This is a genomic window from Nocardioides segetis (genome assembly GCF_051390595.1).
GTDB lineage: Bacteria > Actinomycetota > Actinomycetes > Propionibacteriales > Nocardioidaceae > Nocardioides.
The window spans coordinates 85,049-103,877 of record NZ_JBNINR010000014.1 but is presented as its reverse complement, the minus strand read 5'-3'; the positions used below and the strand labels follow the sequence as shown (position 1 = coordinate 103,877).

At 72.6% G+C, this 18,829-nt stretch carries 18 protein-coding genes; 12 read left to right on the top strand and 6 right to left on the bottom strand.

All coding sequences use genetic code 11. The features are described from left to right. The first annotated feature begins 4 nt into the window (after positions 1 to 4). The 5 genes from ACPZVR_RS20290 to ACPZVR_RS20270 are packed head-to-tail and all read left to right on the top strand — an operon-like array spanning position 5 to position 6,890. On the top strand, positions 5 to 976 hold the full coding sequence (locus ACPZVR_RS20290; protein ID WP_436701492.1) for an ABC transporter permease: 972 nt from the start codon (positions 5 to 7) through the stop codon (positions 974 to 976). Then, entirely contained in the window at positions 976 to 1,875 is a 900-nt protein-coding gene (locus ACPZVR_RS20285; protein ID WP_436701491.1) for an ABC transporter permease, read from the top strand. Before ACPZVR_RS20290 ends, ACPZVR_RS20285 begins: the two co-directional genes overlap by 1 nt. Beyond that, on the top strand, positions 1,868 to 3,556 hold the full coding sequence (locus ACPZVR_RS20280; RefSeq protein WP_436701490.1) for a dipeptide ABC transporter ATP-binding protein: 1,689 nt from the start codon (positions 1,868 to 1,870) through the stop codon (positions 3,554 to 3,556). The genes ACPZVR_RS20285 and ACPZVR_RS20280 overlap by 8 nt, the downstream gene beginning before the upstream one ends. After that, the gene (locus ACPZVR_RS20275) at positions 3,553 to 4,554 is read left to right on the top strand and encodes a formylglycine-generating enzyme family protein (RefSeq protein WP_436701489.1); all 1,002 of its coding nucleotides are present in this window, start codon (positions 3,553 to 3,555) and stop codon (positions 4,552 to 4,554) included. The genes ACPZVR_RS20280 and ACPZVR_RS20275 overlap by 4 nt, the downstream gene beginning before the upstream one ends. Further along, positions 4,551 to 6,890 carry an arylsulfatase gene (locus ACPZVR_RS20270; RefSeq protein WP_436701488.1) on the top strand — a complete coding sequence of 780 codons (2,340 nt, stop codon included), beginning with the start codon at positions 4,551 to 4,553 and terminating at the stop codon, positions 6,888 to 6,890. Before ACPZVR_RS20275 ends, ACPZVR_RS20270 begins: the two co-directional genes overlap by 4 nt. Here the strand turns inward: ACPZVR_RS20270 and ACPZVR_RS20265 are convergent. Next, positions 6,880 to 7,272, bottom strand: a complete 393-nt coding sequence (locus ACPZVR_RS20265; RefSeq protein WP_436701487.1) for a PIN domain nuclease — start codon at positions 7,270 to 7,272, stop codon at positions 6,880 to 6,882. The two genes, ACPZVR_RS20270 and ACPZVR_RS20265, sit on opposite strands and share 11 nt — an antisense overlap. A gap of 28 nt (positions 7,273 to 7,300) precedes the next feature. On the opposite strand from ACPZVR_RS20265, the gene ACPZVR_RS20260 reads away from it, so the two are divergent. Further along, positions 7,301 to 7,942: a LysE family translocator gene (locus ACPZVR_RS20260; protein ID WP_436701486.1), complete on the top strand. Its 642-nt coding sequence runs from the start codon at positions 7,301 to 7,303 to the stop codon at positions 7,940 to 7,942. 15 nt (positions 7,943 to 7,957) lie between these two features. Here ACPZVR_RS20260 and ACPZVR_RS20255 read toward each other — a convergent pair whose 3' ends face one another. The 4 genes from ACPZVR_RS20255 to ACPZVR_RS20240 all read right to left on the bottom strand — a co-directional run bounded on the left by ACPZVR_RS20255 (position 7,958) and on the right by ACPZVR_RS20240 (position 12,477). After that, complete coding sequence (locus tag ACPZVR_RS20255) at positions 7,958 to 9,919, bottom strand: ABC1 kinase family protein (RefSeq protein ID WP_436701485.1); 1,962 nt, start codon at positions 9,917 to 9,919, stop codon at positions 7,958 to 7,960. A gap of 74 nt (positions 9,920 to 9,993) precedes the next feature. After that, complete coding sequence (locus ACPZVR_RS20250; protein WP_436701484.1) at positions 9,994 to 10,608, bottom strand: TetR/AcrR family transcriptional regulator; 615 nt, start codon at positions 10,606 to 10,608, stop codon at positions 9,994 to 9,996. Next, positions 10,605 to 11,807 (bottom strand): cytochrome P450, encoded by a 1,203-nt coding sequence (locus ACPZVR_RS20245; protein WP_436701483.1) that lies wholly within the window; start codon positions 11,805 to 11,807, stop codon positions 10,605 to 10,607. The genes ACPZVR_RS20250 and ACPZVR_RS20245 overlap by 4 nt, the downstream gene beginning before the upstream one ends. A 136-nt stretch (positions 11,808 to 11,943) precedes the next feature. Beyond that, the gene (locus ACPZVR_RS20240) at positions 11,944 to 12,477 is read right to left on the bottom strand and encodes a Dps family protein (protein ID WP_436701482.1); all 534 of its coding nucleotides are present in this window, start codon (positions 12,475 to 12,477) and stop codon (positions 11,944 to 11,946) included. A gap of 193 nt (positions 12,478 to 12,670) precedes the next feature. On the opposite strand from ACPZVR_RS20240, the gene ACPZVR_RS20235 reads away from it, so the two are divergent. The 6 genes from ACPZVR_RS20235 (at position 12,671) to ACPZVR_RS20210 (ending at position 17,156) form a co-directional block, all read left to right on the top strand. Continuing rightward, positions 12,671 to 13,642, top strand: coding sequence for an ATP-binding cassette domain-containing protein (locus tag ACPZVR_RS20235; RefSeq protein WP_436701481.1), 972 nt, complete (start codon positions 12,671 to 12,673; stop codon positions 13,640 to 13,642). A 5-nt stretch (positions 13,643 to 13,647) separates the two neighbouring features. Further along, on the top strand, positions 13,648 to 14,439 hold the full coding sequence (locus ACPZVR_RS20230) for an ABC transporter permease (RefSeq protein WP_282404702.1): 792 nt from the start codon (positions 13,648 to 13,650) through the stop codon (positions 14,437 to 14,439). A gap of 437 nt (positions 14,440 to 14,876) precedes the next feature. Then, entirely contained in the window at positions 14,877 to 15,224 is a 348-nt protein-coding gene (locus ACPZVR_RS20225) for a hypothetical protein (RefSeq protein WP_436701480.1), read from the top strand. Next, on the top strand, positions 15,221 to 15,766 hold the full coding sequence (locus ACPZVR_RS20220) for an SOS response-associated peptidase family protein (protein WP_436701479.1): 546 nt from the start codon (positions 15,221 to 15,223) through the stop codon (positions 15,764 to 15,766). The genes ACPZVR_RS20225 and ACPZVR_RS20220 overlap by 4 nt, the downstream gene beginning before the upstream one ends. A gap of 218 nt (positions 15,767 to 15,984) precedes the next feature. Beyond that, entirely contained in the window at positions 15,985 to 16,392 is a 408-nt protein-coding gene (locus tag ACPZVR_RS20215) for a hypothetical protein (RefSeq protein ID WP_436701478.1), read from the top strand. Between the two features lie 254 nt (positions 16,393 to 16,646). Then, positions 16,647 to 17,156 carry a hypothetical protein gene (locus tag ACPZVR_RS20210; RefSeq protein ID WP_436701477.1) on the top strand — a complete coding sequence of 170 codons (510 nt, stop codon included), beginning with the start codon at positions 16,647 to 16,649 and terminating at the stop codon, positions 17,154 to 17,156. A 214-nt stretch (positions 17,157 to 17,370) separates the two neighbouring features. Here ACPZVR_RS20210 and ACPZVR_RS20205 read toward each other — a convergent pair whose 3' ends face one another. After that, positions 17,371 to 18,789, bottom strand: a complete 1,419-nt coding sequence (locus tag ACPZVR_RS20205; protein ID WP_436701476.1) for an FAD-dependent oxidoreductase — start codon at positions 18,787 to 18,789, stop codon at positions 17,371 to 17,373. Between the last annotated feature and the right edge of the window lie 40 nt (positions 18,790 to 18,829).

Sequence of the window (18,829 nt, the reverse complement as noted above, 5' to 3'; positions counted from 1 at the left end):
GGCGATGATCCGCTACCTCCTCCACCGGCTGGGCTCGGCCCTGCTGGTGACGGTGCTCGCGTCGATCGGGATCTTCGCCCTGATCCGGCTGGTGCCCGGCGACCCGGTCTCGGTGCTCGCCGGGCCGGACGCCACGCCCGCCTCCCGCGCGGCCATCCGCGCGGAGCTCGGGCTGGACCAGCCGTTCTGGAGCCAGTACCTGCACTGGCTCGGCGATCTCGCCCGGCTGGACCTCGGGCCGTCGTACAAGCTCGGGGGCGACGTGGGCAGCCTGATCGCCGACGGCGCGCTCAACACCGTGGTGCTGACCCTGTTCGCGCTGCTGCTGGCCTCGGTCGGCGCGCTCGTGACCAGCACGGCCGCCGTCGTGTGGGACCGGCGCTGGCTGAACTCGCTGCTGTCCGCGCTCAACACGGCCGCGGTGGCGGTGCCGACGTTCGCGACGGCGCTGGTGCTGGTGCTGGTGTTCGCGGTGCGCTTCCCCGTGCTGCCGGCCGGGGGTACGCCGCCGGGCGGCTTCTTCGCCCATCCCGACATCGCCCTGCAGTACCTCCTGCTGCCGGGCCTGGCCCTCGCCCTCCCGGCCTGGGCGGCGCTGACCCGCTTCCTCACCGAGGCGCTGCGCACCCAGCTGCGACAGCCCTATGTCACCACCGCGCGGGCGCTGGGCATCCCACGGCGCCGGATCGTGCTCACCCAGGCGCTGCGCAACGCGCTGCCGTCGTCGATCACGGTGCTGGGCATCCAGTTCGGCACCCTCCTCGGCGGCGCGATCCTGGTCGAGGCGGTGTTCGCCTGGCCGGGCCTGGGCCGGCTCATCGAGCAGGGCATCTCGTCGCGCGACTACCCCGTCGTGCAGGTCCTGCTGCTGCTCTCGGTCGTGGTGTTCGTGCTGACCCAGCTCGCCAGCGACCTGATCCACGCGTGGCTGGACCCGCGCGTGCGCCTGACCGCCGGCACGAACGGAGCCTCGTGATGTCCGCATCCGTCGACGTCTCCCTGGAGGAGCCGCTCTCCCCGGTGCCGGTCGGCCCGGTCCCCGGTGATCCCGCCCCCGCGCGGCGCCACGGGCTGCTGTCCGCCCTGGTCCGCGGGCGCGGCCTGGCCGGGCTCGTGCTGGTCGGCGCCGTGGTGCTGCTGGGCCTGCTCGGGCCGCTGGTGGCGCCGTACGGACCGACCGAGCAGGTCCCGGGCGCCAACCTGCTGGGCCCGAGTGCCGGGCACTGGCTCGGCACCGACGAGCTCAACCGCGACATCCTCTCCCGGACCCTCTACGGCATCCGGGCCGACCTGGTCGTCGTGTTCGCGGCGGTGCCGGTCGGCGCCGTGCTCGGCGTGCTGCTCGGCCTGGTCACCAGCTGGTGGTCGGTCACCGACGTCATCGCCCAGCGGGCCTTCGACCTGCTGCTCGCCTTCCCCGCCCTCATCCTCGGCATCCTGCTGACGGCCTTCTTCGGCCCCGGCCTGCTCACCGTCGGGATCGTCATCGTGGCCCTGGAGATCCCCGTCTTCGGGCGGCTGGTGCGCACCGCGGTCCGCACGGTCCGCGAGATGCCGTTCGTCGAGGCCGCGCAGGTCGTCGGCGCCGGGCCGCTGTGGGTGCTGCGCAAGCACGTGCTGCCCAACTCACTGGAGCCGCTGACCGTCCAGCTCGCCGTGTCGATGTCGGTCGCGGTGTTCATCGAGGGCGCGATGAGCTTCCTCGGCCTCGGCGTCCGCCCGCCGAACCCGTCGCTCGGCTCGCTCATCAAGGACGGCGTCCGGCTGCTGCACGACGCCCCCTTCTTCGCCGTGGGACCGCTGGCCGTCGTGGTCGCGCTGGTCCTCGGCCTCCTCCTCATCTCCCAGTCGCTCTCGGAGGCCCGCCGTGCTTGACCTGCACTCGACCGAGGCCGTGCTCGCGATCGAGCACCTCGCCATCTCCTTCGCCCAGCCGCGCCCCGCCGTCGAGGACGTGTCAGTGACCCTGCGCCGGGGCGAGATCCTCGCCCTGGTGGGCGAGTCCGGCTCCGGCAAGTCGATGACCGCGCGCGCGGTCCTCGGCCTGCTGCCACCGGGCGCGCGGGCCACCGGGTCGATCCGGTACGACGGCGAGGAGATCCTCGGCCTTCCCGAGGCCGAGCTCAACCGGATCCGCGGGGCCCGCATCGCGATGGTGTTCCAGGAGCCGCAGACCGCCCTCAACCCGGTCCGCACCATCGGCTGGCAGCTGCGCGAGGCGCTGCGGGCCCACGGCAGCGTCTCGCGGAAGGCCGCGACGGAGCGGGCGGTCGAGCTGCTGCGCGCGGTCGAGATCCCGGAGCCGGAGCGGCGCCTCGGTTCGTACCCGCACCAGCTCTCCGGAGGTCAGAAGCAGCGGGTGGTCCTCGCGCTCGCCCTCGCCAACGAGCCGGACGTGCTGCTCGCCGACGAGCCGACGACGGCGCTCGACGTCACGGTCCAGGCCGAGATCCTGCGGCTGCTCGACCGGATCCGCGAGCGCACCGGGACCGCGATCGTGCTGATCACCCACAACATGGGTGTCGTCGCGGAGATCGCCGACCGGGTCGTGGTCCTGCAGGCGGGGAACGTGGTCGAGGAGGGCGAGACCCGCGCGCTCTTCGCTCAGCCACGCGAGCCGTACACGAGGACGCTGCTGGCCTCCGTGCTACGGCTGCCCGAGCTCGACGGCGGGATCGAGCCCGTCGCCGAGGACGCGGCGCCGGTGCCGGCACCGGCGGGGACGGCGGGGGCGGCGGGGGCGGCCGTGCCGGCCGTGGAGTTCCGCGGTGTCCACGTGCACTACGGGTCCAGCCGCCGCGGCCGCGCCTTCCCCGCGATCGCGGACGTCTCCCTCGCGGTGGCGCCCGGCGAGGTGGTCGGGCTGGTCGGCGAGTCCGGCTCGGGCAAGACCACCCTGGGCCGGCTGGCCGCGGGCCTGGTGCCGCTCGCCGGCGGCCAGGTGCTGCTGCGCGGGGAGGACGTGCTGGCGGCGCCCCGCGCGCAGCGGCGCCACCTGCGCCGGGGCCTGGCGTTCGTGCACCAGGACCCCGAGGCCTCGCTCGACCCGCGCTACGCCGTCGGTGCGAGCATCCGCGAGCCGCTGGACATCCACCGGGTCGGCACGCCCGCCGAGCGGGACGCCCGGGTCGCCGAGCTGCTCGAGGCGGTCCAGCTGCCGGCGTCGTACGCCGCCCGGCGGCCGCGCGAGCTCTCCGGCGGTCAGCGGCAGCGGATCGCGCTGGCCCGCGCCCTCGCGCTGGAGCCCGCGCTGCTGGTGGCCGACGAGCCCACCAGCGCGCTCGACGTGTCGGTGCAGGCGCGGGTGCTCGAGCTGTTCCGCGACCTGCAGGAGCGGCTCGGGTTCGCCTGCCTGTTCATCAGCCACGACCTCGCCGTCGTGCACCAGGTGGCCGACCGCGTGGCGGTGCTGCGCGCCGGGCGGCTGGTCGAGGTGGGCCCGGTCGGCGCCGTCTTCGCCCGGCCCACGGCCGACTACACGCGGCGTCTGCTCGACGCCGTGCCGGTGCCCGATCCGGCGCGCCGCGGCCGCCGGGTGCGCGAGCTGGCGTCGTGAGCGGGACCTGCTGCGCGGGCTCGGTCGCGCAGGGCGACCTGCTGACCATCGACCCGGTCGCGCCGTACCGCCCCCCGACCGGGCGGATCGACACCCGCGGCCAGCGTCGCGTCCCCGGCGGCACCTTCGCGATGGGCGACCCCTTCGGCGACGGCGACCCGGCGGACGGCGAGGGTCCGGTGCACGAGGTCACCCTGGCGCCGTACCTCGTCGACGAGACGGCGGTGACCAACGCGGCCTTCGCGCGGTTCGTGAAGACCTCCGGCTACGTCACCGAGGCCGAGCGGCTCGGCGTCTCCGCGGTCTTCCACCTCGCGGTCGAGGCGGCCCGCGGCGACGTGCTGCACCGCCTCGACACCACCCCCTGGTGGGTCGCGGTCAAGGGTGCCGACTGGCGGCACCCGGCGGGCCCGCGCTCCTCGATCGGCGACCGGCCGCACCACCCGGTCGTGCACGTGACCTGGCACGACGCCCAGGCCTACTGCCGGTGGGCGGGCAAGCGGCTGCTGACCGAGGCCGAGTGGGAGTACGCCGCCCGCGGCGGACTCGCCGGCCGCCGCTTCCCGTGGGGCGACGAGCTCCACGACGGCGGCGCCTGGCGGCTCAACGTGTGGCAGGGGCACTTCCCCGTGACCAACACGCTCGACGACGGCCACCTCACCACGGCACCCGTGAAGTCCTACCGGCCCAACGGGTACGGCCTGTTCCAGACCGTCGGCAACGTCTGGGAGTGGTGCGCCGACCGGTTCGACCCGACGTACTACGCGACCTTCCCCGCCGACCGTCCGGCCACCGACCCCCGCGGCCCGGACCACGGCACCCACCGCGTCATGCGCGGCGGCTCGTACCTGTGCCACGACTCCTACTGCAACCGCTACCGCGTCGCCGCCCGCAGCGGCAACACCCCCGACTCGGCGTCCGCCAACGTCGGGTTCCGGTGCGGCAACTCCCTCCCCCCGGAGGTCGACGACCTCACCGACAGAACGGATCACCGATGACCGACCGCACCCACCTGCCCTTCCACCGCGACCGCGCGCCCTTCGAGGCCGAGCTGGACGCCCGCGACCAGGTCGCGCCGCTGCCGCTGCGTGAGCGGCTGCGGGCCCCCGAGGGCGCGCCGAACGTGCTCGTCGTCCTGCTCGACGACATGGGCTTCGGCGCGCCCTCGGTCTTCGGCGGGCCGTGCCGCACACCGGTCGCGGAGGAGCTGGCCGAGGACGGCCTGCGCTACACCCGCTTCCACACCACCGCGCTCTGCTCCCCCACCCGCGCGGCCCTGATGACCGGCCGCAACCACCACGCCGTCGGCGTCGGCACCGTCATGGAGATCTCCACCGGCGCCCCCGGGTACGACGGCCAGCGGCCGCGCAGTGCCGGGACCCTCGCGCAGATCCTGCGCGGCAACGGCTACAGCACGGGCGCCTTCGGCAAGTGGCACCAGACCCCGCCGTGGGAGCAGACCGCCGCCGGTCCGTTCGACCGCTGGCCGACCGGCGAGGGCTTCGACAGCTTCTACGGCTTCCTCGGCGGCGAGGCCAGCCAGTTCGAGCCGACCCTCGTCGACGGCACCACCTTCGTCGACCCCCCGCGCACCGCCGCGGAGGGCTACCACCTCTCCGAGGACCTGGCCGACCGCGCGATCGCCTGGACCGGCGACGTGCGCCGCCACGCGCCGGACAAGCCGTGGTTCTGCTACCTGGCCTTCGGCGCGACCCATGCGCCCTTCCAGGTCCCGGAGTCGTGGCGCGACCGGTACCGCGGGGAGTTCGCGCACGGCTGGGACCGCCAGCGCGAGATCACCCTGGAGCGGCAGAAGCGGCTCGGCGTCGTACCTCCCGACGCGGAGCTGGCTCCCTGGACGCCCGGCGTCCCGCACTGGGACGAGGTCTCCGACCTCGAGCGGGAGACCGGACAGGCCCTGATGGAGCTGTACGCCGCGTTCGCGGAGCACACCGACGCCCAGGTGGGGCGGGTGATCGAGGCGCTCCGCGAGCGTGGGGAGCTCGACAACACGATCGTGCTCTACATCCTCGGCGACAACGGCGCCTCCGCCGAGGGCGGCGACGCCGGGACCCTCAACGAGGGCCTGCACTTCAACGGCATCGACGAAGACCCTGAGCGGATCGCGCGGTTCATCGCGGAGCGTCCGGGCGAGCTCGGCGGGCCGGACACCTACGCGCACTACCCCGCGGGGTGGGCGGTCGCGATGGACACGCCGTACCAGTGGACCAAGCAGGTCGCGTCGCACTACGGCGGGACACGCAACGGGCTGGTCGTGCACTGGCCCGCGGGCATCCGGGCGCGCGGCGAGGTGCGCCACCAGTGGCACCACGTCAACGACGTCCTGCCGACGCTGCTCGAGGTCGCCGGCGTGCCCGTGCCCCGGACGATCGACGGCGTCGAGCAGGCCCCCCTCGACGGCGTCTCGTTCGCCTACTCCTTCGACGCCCCGCACGCGGCGGAGCGGCACCTCACGCAGTACTTCGAGATGTTCGGCAACCGCGGGATCTACCACGAGGGCTGGACCGCCGTCGCCGCCCACAAGGCGCCGTGGCACCCGCGGTTCGCGGAGACGCCGCGCTTCGAGGACGACCGCTGGGAGCTCTACGACACCACGACCGACTGGACGCAGGCCCGCGACCTCGCCGCCGCCGAGCCGGAGCGGTTGGCCGCCCTCCAGGAGCTCTTCCTGGCCGAGGCGCGGCGCAACCACGTGCTGCCCATGGACGACAAGCTGCAGTTCGCCCGGTCCGCCGGCGCCCGGCCGGCACCCCCGGCGTCGATCGTGCTCGGCCCGACGTCGGGACGCCTGCGCGACGACGCCGTCCCGATCGTCCGCAACGCCTCGCACCTGGTCCGCGCCGTCTTCTCGGGCGGACCCTCGACGCAGGGCGTGCTCGTCGCCCAGGGCGGCTACTTCGGCGGCTGGTCGCTCTACGTCAAGGACGGCGTCCTCACCTGGGCCTACAGCTACGCGGCGGTCGACTGGACGCACGTGCGCTCCGCGGTCCGCCTCGGCGAGGGGGAGCACGTGGCCGAGCTCCGGTTCGGGTACGACGGCGGCGGGCTCGGCAAGGGCGCCGACGTCACGCTCGTGCTCGACGGCGAGGAGGTCGGGCACGGTCGCCTGGAACGCTCCCTGCCCGGCATGTTCTCGATGGACCAGACCCTCGACGTCGGCATCGACCGCGGGACCCCCGTCACCGACGACTACGGCACCCGCGACGGCTACCGCTTCACCGGCCGGATCGAGCGGGTCGAGATCGTCACCGGCGACGACGCGCTGGCGCCCTCGATCGAGCAGCAGGTGGAAGCGGCGCTGGTCAGCCAGTGACCTCGCTGACGTCGAGTCGCTCGACCTGCTGACCCGTCACCTCGACGATCAGCTCGAAGTCCTTGTCGACGTGGAGGACGACGAGACCCGAGATCTCGGCGGCCGCGGCGATCAGCAGGTCGGGCACCGACGGCGCCCGGTGCTGGCCGCGCGTGGCCAGGATGCCCTGCACCTCGAGTGCTCGTCGCTCCATCGTCGGCGTGAGGTACTCGACCGGGAACCACGAGATGGGCGGCCGGCCGATCACTGTCTCCCAGTCCTCGGCAGTGCGTGCCGAGAACCCGGTCTCGAGCAGCGTGGGAGACGTGACCCGGACCCGTCCTCGTCGGCACCGTTCGAGCCACTCCTCGGCATCGGTGGCCCGGCGAAACCCCGGTGCCACCGCGGCCGACCGGGACTACGATCACGAGATGCCCGAGCCGCACGTCCTCCTCGCCTTCGCGCTGACCTCGCTGATCCTGATCGCGATCCCCGGCCCGAGCGTGCTCTTCGTGATCGGGCAGTCGCTGGCCGTCGGTCGCCGCGGCGGGCTGTGGAGCGTGCTCGGCAACGAGCTGGGCTCCCTGGTGCCGATCGCCGCGGTGGCCTTCGGCGTCGGCTCCGTCGTGGCCCGGTCGGTCGCCCTGTTCACCGTGATCAAGCTGCTCGGTGCGGCCTATCTCGCCTATCTCGGGATCCAGGCGATCCGCCACCGCCGCAGCGGACTGGACGGACCCGTCGACCTCCACCCCCGGCGGGTGTCGTCGAGGACCGTGCTCCGGCAGGGCTTCATCGTCGGCGCCACGAACCCCAAGACGATCGTCTTCTTCGTGGCCGCACTGCCGCAGTTCGTCGACATCGGCGCCGGCCACGTGCCCCTGCAGATGATGGTCCTCGGCCTGATGTTCACCGTCATCGCGTTCGTCTGCGACGGCGCGTGGGCGGTGGCCGCGGGGTCGGCGCGCGCCTGGTTCGCGCGCTCGCCGCGACGCCTGTCGGCGATCCGCGCGACCGGCGGGACGATGATGATCGGGCTGGGCGGCACCCTGCTGCTGGCCGAGAGCAAGGCCTGACGCCCCCACTGCGGGCTACTCGCGGCGCTGGAACAGCCGCACCACGACGCGCAGCGCCAAGGTGACGCCGCAGAACCCGAGCGCCAGGCCCAGCAGGCCGAAGAGCGTGAGCTCGTCGGTGAGCCGCGGGCCCCCGTCGGTCCCGCCGAGGACGACGGCCAGGATGCAGGCGGTGATGCCGAACGCCGCCGCCAGCCCGTTGTTGACCTGGTCGCGCAGCCACGCGCGGTCCTCGGCGTCGCCGAACGCCCGGGTGCGGACGGTGAACGTGCCGTCGCCGAGGGCGCTGGTGAGATGCTCGACCCGCTCCGGCAGGCGGCGGGCGATCGCGGCGACGACGCCGGCCTGGCTGACCGCCTGGGCGGCGACCCGCTTCGGCTCGGCGAGCCGCTTGAGCAGCGTCGGCAGCTGGGCCCGGGCCGATCGGAGCAGGCTGCTGCCGGGATCGAGCAGGGTGACGGCGGCCTCGACCGAGGTCAGGGTGCGGAAGGCCGCCGCGACGTCGCCGGGCACCCCGATGCCGTGGCGCCGGAGCACAGCGAAGATCCGGGTGAAGGTGTCCCCGCCGATGGTCGACTGCAGCTGCAGCGCCGCGATCTCGCGGCCCAGCTCACGGCGCAGCAGCGGGACGTCGAGGTCGTCGGGCACGTCGAACGCCAGGGTCAGCGCGTCGACCGCGGAGACCGCGTCGTCGCTGAGGATCGCGAACAGCAGCAGCGCCAGCAGCTGCCGCGTCTCGCTGTCGAGGATCCCGACGGCACCGAAGTCGAGCAGTCCGATCCGGCCGTCGTCGAGCACGAGGATGTTGCCGGGGTGCAGGTCGGCGTGGAACACGCCCGCCACGAAGACCGTGTCGAGCAGGGCGCCGATGAGCAGGTCGGCGAGCTCGGCGCGCCGAGCCGGGTCGAGCCGGGCGACGGCGTCCTCCCCCGCGGACAGGGGTACGCCGTGCAGCCGGTCCATCACGAGCACCCGGCGCGTGCTCAGCGCGGCGTCCACGGCCGGCACGACGATGTCGGTCCGCTCCCGCAGGGCGGCCGCGCCGGAGGCGGTGTTGCCGGCCTCGATCCGGTAGTCCAGCTCCTCGCGCAGCGACTGGGCCAGGCCCGCCGCCAGCCGGGACACGCCCATGTCGCGCGCCCACGGCCAGCGCTGCTCGGCCGTGCGGGCCAGCCGGACCAGGATGTCCGTGTCGACCTCGACCTGCCGGCGGGCCTTGCTGCGCTGCACCTTCACCACGACCTCGCGACCGTCGTGGGTGGTCGCGGTGTGGACCTGGGCGACCGAGGCGGCGGCCAGCGGCGTGGTGGCGAAGGTGGCGAAGAGGGCATCCGGCCGGCCCCCGAGGTCCGCCTCGATCGTGGCCGCCACGGCGTCGTACGGCTCCGGGTCCGCGTCGGACTGCAGGGTCGCCAGGGCCCGGGTGGTGTCCGCGGGGAGCAGGTCGTCGCGGGTGGCGAGGATCTGGCCCAGCTTGACGAAGGTGACCCCGGAGCGGTTGAAGACCGACGCGAGAGCCGGCCCGAAGGAGGCCGAGCCGGGGCCGCCGCGCAGCACCGCGCCGAGACCGGAGCCGGTGGCGGCGCGGCCGATCTGGAGGTAGCGCCGGGTCCGGCGCAGCCACGCCCGGAGTCGGCCCGCGGCCTCGCGGGGCCCGGGGACGGTCCCCGACGGGACGAGCACCTCCAGCAGCATGACCACGGCCAGCGCGGCCGCGAAGACCCACAGGCAGCTGACGAGCAGGAAGGCGGCGGCCGTGCCCTCGGAGGTGGTGAGCTCGCCGCTCTCGGTGCCGACACCGGCGGCGACCGCCAGCTTGCCCGTCACGGGGATGCCCACCAGCAGCGCGGCCCAGCCGACGAGGAGGGTGCGCAGCCAGCCCACCCGGGCGCCGAGGATGCGGCGGATCACCGAGGCGAGGCCAGCGGCCAGGACGAGGCTCGTGATGACCGTATAGGCCCAGACCACCGCTCCCACGGGCACCACGGTAGGGGACGACGGACCGGATCCCGGGTCGGTCGGGGGACGTTCAGGGGACGGCCAGGGGACCGTCAGGGGGCGGTCAGGGCGATCACCGGGGCGACGAAGCGCTCGACCAGCCGCCGCTCCTCGGCCGCGTCGCCCCCCGGGACCGTCAGCAGCGAGACGATCACACGCACCAGCCAGCGGGCGGCGTCCGGGTCGGACGTCACGGTGAGTCCGAGGGCCTCGATCACCTCGGAGCCATGGGCGAGGTCGGCCGCGCGGCCGGCGTCGGTCTCCCGGAACCACGCGGCGAGCGTCGGGGCGCGCCGCACGTGGCGCAGCGCGGAGAGCACGGCCTCGGTGACGAGGCGCCCGGCCGGGCCGGGGCCGTCGGGGCCGTCGGGGCCGGCCCGGCCGCCGGGGCCGTCGGTGCCGTCGGGGCCGTCGAGCTCGTTCAGGTCGGCGACCACCAGCGCGCCGACCCGGATCGCCTCCCGCTGGACGAAGGCCAGCTGCAGCGCCGGGCGGTCGGGGAAGTAGCGGTAGAGCGTGGCCCGCGAACAGCCCGCCGCCGCGGCGATCTCACCCATCGCGACCCCGTCCACCCCGTGCTCCGCGAACAGGGCGCCGGCCGCGTCGAGGATCCGCTCGACCGCGGGCGCCCGCCGGTCGACCCAGGCAGTGGTGCCGGGCGTGCTCATGCCACGACCAGCGGGACCGCGAGCGGACGACGGACGTAGGGGCCCGGCGCCCAGGTGACGGCGTCCTCCTCGACGGTGAAGTCGGGGATCCGCGCCAGCAGCTCCTCCAGCGCGACGGTGATCTGCAGTCGTGCGGCGGCCGCGCCCAGGCAGTGGTGGTGGCCCTGGCTGAAGCTGAGGATCTGGCTCGGCCGCCGGCGTACGTCGAGCGCGTCGGCGTCGGGGCCGTACTTCCTCGGGTCGCGGTTGCCCGCGCCGTACAGCAGCAGCACCTTGCGACCCTCCGGGATCGTCGTGCCGTGCAGCTCGACGTCGCGGGTCGTCGTCCGCGCGAGCCCCTGCACCGGCGAGGTGAGCCGGAGGAACTCCTCGACCGCATCGGGCACCAGGCCGGGGTCGCCGGCGAGCAGGGCGCGCTGGTCGGGACGGGCGGCGAGCAGCTGGACCGCGCCGCCCAGCGCGCCGGTCGAGGTGTCGTTGCCCCCGGCCACCATGGTGAACACGAACGCGAGGATCTCGAGCAGATCGACGTCCGCGCGGACCAGCTGGGAGACCGTGTCCTCACCGGGTTCGTGGCGCCGGCGCTCGACGAGCTCGGTGAAGTAGCCCATCAGCTCCAGCGTCGCGTCCGCCGCGCCGGCCGCCGCGGCCTCGCCCTCGCCGGCGACGTTGGCCGCGACGATCGCGCCGCTCCAGTCGTCGAAGCGCGGCTGGTCGGCGGTCGGGACGCCGAGGTAGTGGCCGACCACCAGGCTGGGCAGCGGCTTGAACAGCTCGGCCACGATGTCGCCGCCGCCGGCCGCGCGGAGCGCGCCGAGCCGATCCGCCGCGAACGCCCGCACCACCGGCTCGAGCTCGCGCACCTGCCGGGGCGTGAACCCGCGAGCCACCAGCTTGCGGAAGGTGGTGTGGACGGGCGGGTCGGTCATCACGAACGGCGGGTTGTCGACGAGGCCGATCCGCTCGAGCTCGTCGTACTCGACCGTGAGGCCGTGCGCGCTCGAGTAGGTCGCCACGTCGACCGCGGCCGCCATCACGTCGGCGTGCCGGGACAGCACGTAGTGGTCCCGCTCGGGGTGCCCGTCGGGCACCACGTGGTGGACCGGGTCGTGGTCGCGCAACCAGGCGTACGACGCCCACGGGTCGCGCCAGGCGGTCCCGCCGCCGGGCCGGTAGCCGTGGGACAGTTTGGTCGACATGTCCCAAGAATGAGACACATTTCTCGATCTGTCTAGCGCCCGGGCCGGTGCGATGACGGCGCAACTACCGAATCTGCTGTCCGCGAGCCATGATCGCGACGAATTCGGTAGTTGCGCGGCGCACCAGGACCGCGCCTCAGGCGAGGATCGCCTCCGGCACCGAGGCGTCCGGCGTACGACGCTCGGCGTCGGTGAGCCACGCGAGCTGCTCGAGGCGCTCGATGATGGTGTGCAGCAGGTCCGCGGTGGTGGGGTCGGCGGCGTCGACGTCGTCGTGGACCCGGCGCGCGGTGGCGACGACGGCGTAGATCGAGGCGACGATCGCGTCGATGGCGGCGCCGGTCTCGACCTCGCCGCCCGGGAAGGCCGGGAGGCTGGACTGGGCGGCGGTCCGCGCGGAGGTGCCGTCGGGGACGACGTAGACGGCGCGCATCCGCTCGGCCACCTCGTCGGTGAAGGTGCGCGCGGCGTCGACGATCTCGTCGAGCTGGAGGTGGAGGTCGCGGAAGTTCGGCCCCACGATGTTCCAGTGGGCCTGCTTGCCCTGCAGGGCCAGGTCGTTGAGGTCGACGAGGACCTGCTGGAGGTGGCTGGCGAACGTCGCGTCGGCACGGAAGGCGGGGTGCGAGACGTGCTGGCGGGTGCGGTGCTGGGTCGCGGTGGCGGCCATGGAGAGTGCTCCCTTTCGTTCGTTCTCTTGCGGTGTCCACCACTGTGCCACCTTTTCTTGAACCATTCCAGGAAAGCGAGCCTTGCCTCAGTTCGGCCTTGCGCGATGAGTTCCGGTGTCGGTGGCGGTCCCTAGTGTGCGAAGCGGGGGACGACGATCGAGACGAACCAGACGAGGAGACCCAGGGGCTGCGATGAGCGAACCCATGATCCGCGCGACCGGACTGGTCAAGCGCTACAAGGACGTCGAGGCCCTCGCCGGGCTCGACCTGGCCGTGCCCGAGGGCAAGGTGCTGGCGCTGCTCGGCCCCAACGGCGCCGGGAAGACGACGGCGGTGCGCTGCCTGACGACGCTGCTCAAGCCCGACGCCGGCACGGCCACGGTCGCCGGCATCGACGTGCTGGCCGACCCCGCGGCGGCCAAGGCGAAGATCGGCCTGTCGGGGCAGTACGCCGCGGTCGACGAGCACCTGACGGCGTACGAGAACCTCGTCATGATCGGCCGGCTCTACCACCTCGGTCGCACCCGGGCACGGGCCCGCGCGCAGGAGCTGCTCGAGCGCTTCGACCTCACCGAGTTCGCCGGCCGGCCCACCAAGACCTACTCCGGCGGCCAGCGCCGACGCCTCGACCTGGCCGGCGCGCTGGTCGCCGCGCCGCCGGTGATCGTGCTCGACGAGCCGACCACCGGGCTCGACCCGCGCAGCCGCCAGCTGATGTGGGACGTCATCCGCGAGCTCGTGGGCGAGGGCGCGACGCTGCTGCTGACCACGCAGTACCTCGAGGAGGCCGACGTCCTGGCCGACGACATCGTGGTCATCGACCACGGCCGCGAGATCGCCCACGGCACCGCCGACGAGCTCAAGGCGCAGACCGGTGGCCAGCGGATCGAGGTGGTGCTCACCAGCACCGCCGACGCCGAGGCGGCGGGGCGGATCCTCAACGAGGTCGCGGTGGGCGAGGTCAAGGTCAACGGCGGCGGGCGCGAGCTCGCGGCCGCGGTCGGCGAGGACGCGGCGGGCGACCTGCTGCGCGTGCTCCAGGGCTTCGAGCGCGACGCCGTGAAGGTGCTCGACGTGGGCCTGCGCCGGCCGACCCTCGACGACGTCTTCCTCACCCTGACCGGACACGAGAGCACCGACGAGAGCGCGGAGGCGCAGCAGTGAGCACCATGGCCCAGGCCCTCAACGACGGCTGGGTGGTCGCCCAGCGCAACCTGATCAAGATCGTCCGGGTGCCGGAGATCCTGGTGTTCGTCCTGGTCAGCCCGATCATGTTCGTGCTGCTGTTCGCCTACGTCTTCGGCGGCGCGATCGAGACGCCCGGCGTCAACTACCGCGAGTGGCTGATCGCCGGCATCTTCGGCCAGACCATCGTCTTCGGCGCCACCTTCACCGGCGCCGGTCTCGCCGAGGACATGCAGAAGGGCATCATCGACCGGTTCCGGTCGCTGCCGATGTCCAACTCCGCGGTGCTGGTGGGCCGGACCGCCTCCGACGTCGTCTACAACGTGCTGTCGCTCATCATCATGGCGCTGACCGGCCTGATCGTCGGCTGGCGGATCAACGAGGGCGCCCTCAAGGCGCTCGCCGGCTTCGCCCTGCTGCTCGTGTTCGGCTACGCGATCAGCTGGGTGATGGCCTGGGTCGGCCTGATGGTCCCCAGCGTCGAGGTGATCAACAACGCCTCGTTCATCGTGATCATGCCGCTGACCTTCATCTCCAACGCTTTCGTGCCGACCGAGTCGTTCAACAAGGTGCTCAAGCCCTTCGTCGAGTGGAACCCCGTCTCGGCGGTCACCCAGGCCAGCCGCGACCTGTTCGGCAACACCGGCGTCGGGCCCGGCTCGGACGCCTGGTCGATGCAGAACCCGGTCGCCTACACGCTGATCTGGGTGGTGCTGATCATCGCGGTGTTCGCACCGCTGTCGGTGCGGCAGTACCGGCTCACCACGAGCAAGTAGTCCCCGGCCGACCGGGCGCATCGATGATCGAGATGCGCTCCGGTCGGCCAGACGGTCGCAGTGAGACAGCGGGAGCTGTACCCGCCACCATGTTCAGTGCCGTACGGCGGAATCCTGTCCCGCCGACGCCAGCGCGTTAGGGTCACCCGCACGAACTGTCCGAGGCAGGCCACGCCGGCCAGGAGCGCACCGGCACCGCGATCGATCCCCGCGAGTTCTCGACGACCGAGCACACCGCGTTGCGGGTGCGTGGCTCTGGAGGAAGAACCATGCCACGCTTTCCATCACCCGTCCCCGAGGCATCGCGTCCGTACTACGCTCTCCAAGGTCCGTGGCTGACCGACTGTGTCGTCTGGGATCGCGTCGGCGAGGAGTCCGCGCTCGGCTACGTCACCATGGGAGCGTGGAATCTGCATGGGGATGATCCGTTCGCACAGGTGACGACCCTCCTGGATCCGCGCCAGATCACCAACAGCGGCCCGATCACCCGTCGTCATCTTGTTGGGTGGGCCTGTCTAGGACTAGCTCGCGCCGACGTGCCCGACATCGACCGGCTGGTCGCGAAGGGAGTGGCCCTCAGCAGTCCGTGGGAGGTGGTTCAGGTGCACGACCGCTCGACGTCACGCGCCTTCCTGCGCTGCGAGCGCTCTCAGCGGGTCGTGCTGGCATCAGTCGACCCTGTGTTCCCGGTCGTGATCTCCCACGTCGGCGCCGTGCCGTTGCCACTACGCCTCATCGACGCCCGCCCCGACAGCCTGGCGCGGGAACCATCTGACGACCCGTGACCGATCCGGGGGACGGTCAGGAATGGCCCGATCTGAGCTTCGCCGGCCTCTACGAGTGGTGGCCCGACCCCGAAAGGGAGAAGGACGTCCCCGAGCGGTGGCTGTGGTCGGCAGCGATCATCACCTGCGCCGCGACCGGCCCCGCCGGCGAGATCCACGACCGGACACCAGTCATCCTTCCGGAGGATCGGATCGACGCCTGGCTCGACCCCACGCTGCAGGACCCTGGCGCGATCGCCGAGGTCCTCGCCGGCATCCAGCCCCCGCTACTCGGGATCCGCCCTGTCTCGCTCGCGGTCGACAACGTCCGAAACGATGGCCCCGAGTTCGTTGCACCGCTCAAGGTCGATGCCGGCGACCAGGCAATCCAGCTGAATCACGGTCGCGTGATCTCCAGGCGGGTGGGAGCCCTTTTCCCAGAAACTGACCCGCGCGTTGAGCGGGCTTTCGTCCCGCTCAGCGATCTGTGGAACCGATGCGTGATCACCGTCGTCGCAGTAACGTACCTCACACCTGGGGGTAAGTCTCTCTGGAGGCGCTGATGAAACAGCCGATAAACCGCTCACCAGCTCGCCGTCGTGCGCAGCTTGTTCTCCTGTTGCTATTTCCAGTTGGGCTCGCGACGTGGCTTACCGCCACGCCAGCTCAGGCGGATACCTGGCCGTATCCCGGAGTTCCCCCCGACAGGGGAACTCACACTTGGTGCTGGGCCCCGGATTACCCACCGAACGCGACGGTCCAGGGCCAGTCGACGAGCTCTATGTACAACTTCCAGGCGCAGACTGGGGTTGGTGTGGCGTTCCACGGCCCTTGCAATGCAGGGACTGATCTCCGTATCGGGGAACAGTGGTTGGGACTCCTCGTCTTCGGCCAAGCGCAATGTGCTCTGCTCAACGCGAACAACTTCTGTGACCGCTGGCGTGTGCGGATCAACTTCTCGGAGTTGAGGAACTACGACGGCGTGACGGATTACGCGGTTCGCAAAACCACATGTCACGAGATCGGTCACACCGCCGGCATGGCTCACTACGGCAACGGAGACCCCTACTTCACCTCACCCGACGGCTCGACCGACAGCTGTCTGAGGTCGGGCTACTACGGCGGAGGCCAAGCGTGGACGCGTACCTACGGCAACCATCACATCGCCCACGTGCAGGCCTGGTGGTGACAGTCATGATCAGAGCAACTATCCAGCGCACGAAGGCCAACTCACGGCCTCGGACTTCGTTCTCGCTTTTCGTCCTGTGGCTGACGGCAGCCGCCCTTGTGGCCGGATGTTCAACTGGCACTGCCAATGACCCCTCGGGGGCTTCAAGGAGCACTGAGACGGGCTCGCGCGTCGACCTTTCGGTGCTGGAAGCCGGTGGCAGCGTTGACGGAGCCGTCTTTCCGTCCCCAGAGTCCCTTCTCAAGACTCCCGGCGTGGAGATCGCGGTCCAAGGAACGATCGACGGACTCGAAGACGGCCCCACGGTGCTCGAGTCCGAGTCGGGCCTCAGCTACCCGGACCTCCGGGAACCGTTCGCGCTGGTGCGGGTGAAGGTCGACGCCACCTACCGCCTCCCCGCTGACAGCGGCGAGGCAAGGTACGTCTATGTGGCGCTGTCTCGCGGCGTAGAGGTCATCGATGAGAACGGCCAGCCGGTCCGGCCTGCCGGCGCGGACTCGACCGTGACCGAACTCGATACCTTCGCGAAAGCCCTGCCCGTCGGGACGCGAGTCATGATCATGGGCGAACGTTGGACCGCGCTGCCTGGCCCGAACGTGCAGGTGAAGCCCGGAGCCAGTACACCTGCTGACGCGATCCTCGTTCGAGGTGGCCATCCCCAGTCGTTCGCTCTGGAGATCAAACCGGGCGGGCTAGTGAGTGGCTGGAAGGGCTACACCTTCGAGCAACTCGTTCAGGAAACCAAGGCCGCCGCTGGCGGTTGAGGGCTGCACTGGAGGCCCGGCCGCGCCCAGGTCGTCGTCCACGAGGACGAGCACCGCATCGGCCGCTTCGAGGTGATCGCCGGTCGCGCGGTGCGAGGTGGCGATCGACAGGCACCTACGCTGCGGCCGGGCTCAGCACCACCGCCCCCGGCCGTCGACATCGGCATCAACCTCAACGACTCGCCCTCCCCACCGCCTTAACTGCGAGATCGGGTCAGAGCCGGTCGGCCAGCCTCCGCGCGGCGATCTGCAGGGCGTCCCAGACCGTCGCGAACGGCGGGGCGTAGGCCAGGTCCATGCCGGCCAGGTCGTCGACGTCGAGGTCGCCCCACAGGGCGGCGGCCGCGGCGTCGATCCGCTTCGCCGAGCCCGGCCCGCCGACGATCTGCACGCCGAGGAGCCGGCGCGTCGACCGGTCGGCGATCACCTTGGTGTGGATGGGCTCGGCCTCGGGCATGTAGCCGCTGGCCGTGGTGCCGCTGGTGACGAGGGCGGCGACATCGTGCCCGGCATCGGCGGCCGCGGCGCTCGAGAGCCCGGTGCGGGCGATCTCCAGGTGCACGCCGCCCCCGACGAAGCGGGTGATGGCCGTCCCCAGTGCGCCGCCGAAGCACCGGTCGCCCCCGAGCAGGTTGTCGCCGACGACCCGGCCGAGCTTGTTGGCATGGGTGCCCAGCGGCAGGTGGATCGGGCGACCGGTGAGCCGGTGCGTCACCTCGCAGCAGTCGCCGGCGGCCCAGATGCCCGGCGCGACGCGGCCGCCGGGGTCGGGCAGATAGCCGCCCTCCGCGCCCAGCGGCAGGCCGGCCGCGGCGCCCAGCGACGTGGCGGGCTCGACGCCGATCGCGAGGACGACGACATCGGTCGTGAGGCACTCACCGGTGTCGGTCACGACGCCGCTGACCCGGCCGCCGGTGGTCTCCAGCCGCTCGACGACACGCCCGGTGCGCAGGTCGACGCCACCGGCCACCAGGGCGGCCTCGATCTCCGCGCCCAGGTCGGCGTCGAGGCTGCTCATCACCCGGCTGCGGGTGATGAGCGTCGTCGTGAGCCCGCGCCGGATCAGGGCCTCGGCCATCTCCAGGCCGATGTAGCCGCCCCCGACCACGACGGCCCGTGCCGGCCCGCCGCTCCCCGCGGTGCCGCCCGGCCCGCCGGTCCCGCCGGTCCCGCCCGCAGCTGCCAGCAGGTCGTTCCACACGGCACCGTCGTCGAGGTTCTTGACCGGGTGCACGCCCGTGACCAGCCCGCCGTCCGTCGCGCGGGCCCAGGTCGGCACGATCGGCGCGGCTCCCGTGGCGAGCACCAGCTCGTCGTACGCGAGCTCGTCGGTGCCGTCGGGTCCCTCGACCCGCACCCGGCGCCGGCCGCGGTCGAGTGCCACCGCCCGCGTCCCGAGCCGCAGGTCGATCCCCGCCGCCCGGTGCTCGCGCGCGGAGCGGGCGACCAGGTCCTCGCCGCTCGCGACGTCGCCGGCGATCCAGTACGGGATGCCGCAGGCGGAGTACGACGTGTGGTCGGTCGCCTCCACGACGGTGATGCCGACCTCCCGGCCGGCCCGCGCCGCCGCCCGCAGCGCCGTGTGGGCGGCGCTCATCCCGGCGGCGTCCGCCCCCACCACCACGATCCTCACGCCCGCGACCCTACGTCCCACCGACCCGGCGCATCTGAAC

Bases quoted from the DNA above. Each gene is read 5' to 3' on its own strand.
- ACPZVR_RS20270 (WP_436701488.1), top strand. From the start codon at position 4,551: ATGACCGACCGCACCCACCTGCCCTTCCACCGCGACCGCGCGCCCTTC.
- ACPZVR_RS20235 (WP_436701481.1), top strand. From the start codon at position 12,671: ATGAGCGAACCCATGATCCGCGCGACCGGACTGGTCAAGCGCTACAAG.
- ACPZVR_RS20240 (WP_436701482.1), bottom strand. From the start codon at position 12,477: ATGGCCGCCACCGCGACCCAGCACCGCACCCGCCAGCACGTCTCGCAC.
- ACPZVR_RS20285 (WP_436701491.1), top strand. From the start codon at position 976: ATGTCCGCATCCGTCGACGTCTCCCTGGAGGAGCCGCTCTCCCCGGTG.
- ACPZVR_RS20260 (WP_436701486.1), top strand. From the start codon at position 7,301: ATGCCCGAGCCGCACGTCCTCCTCGCCTTCGCGCTGACCTCGCTGATC.
- ACPZVR_RS20230 (WP_282404702.1), top strand. From the start codon at position 13,648: ATGGCCCAGGCCCTCAACGACGGCTGGGTGGTCGCCCAGCGCAACCTG.
- ACPZVR_RS20290 (WP_436701492.1), top strand. From the start codon at position 5: ATGATCCGCTACCTCCTCCACCGGCTGGGCTCGGCCCTGCTGGTGACG.
- ACPZVR_RS20250 (WP_436701484.1), bottom strand. From the start codon at position 10,608: ATGAGCACGCCCGGCACCACTGCCTGGGTCGACCGGCGGGCGCCCGCG.
- ACPZVR_RS20215 (WP_436701478.1), top strand. From the start codon at position 15,985: ATGTACAACTTCCAGGCGCAGACTGGGGTTGGTGTGGCGTTCCACGGC.
- ACPZVR_RS20245 (WP_436701483.1), bottom strand. From the start codon at position 11,807: ATGTCGACCAAACTGTCCCACGGCTACCGGCCCGGCGGCGGGACCGCC.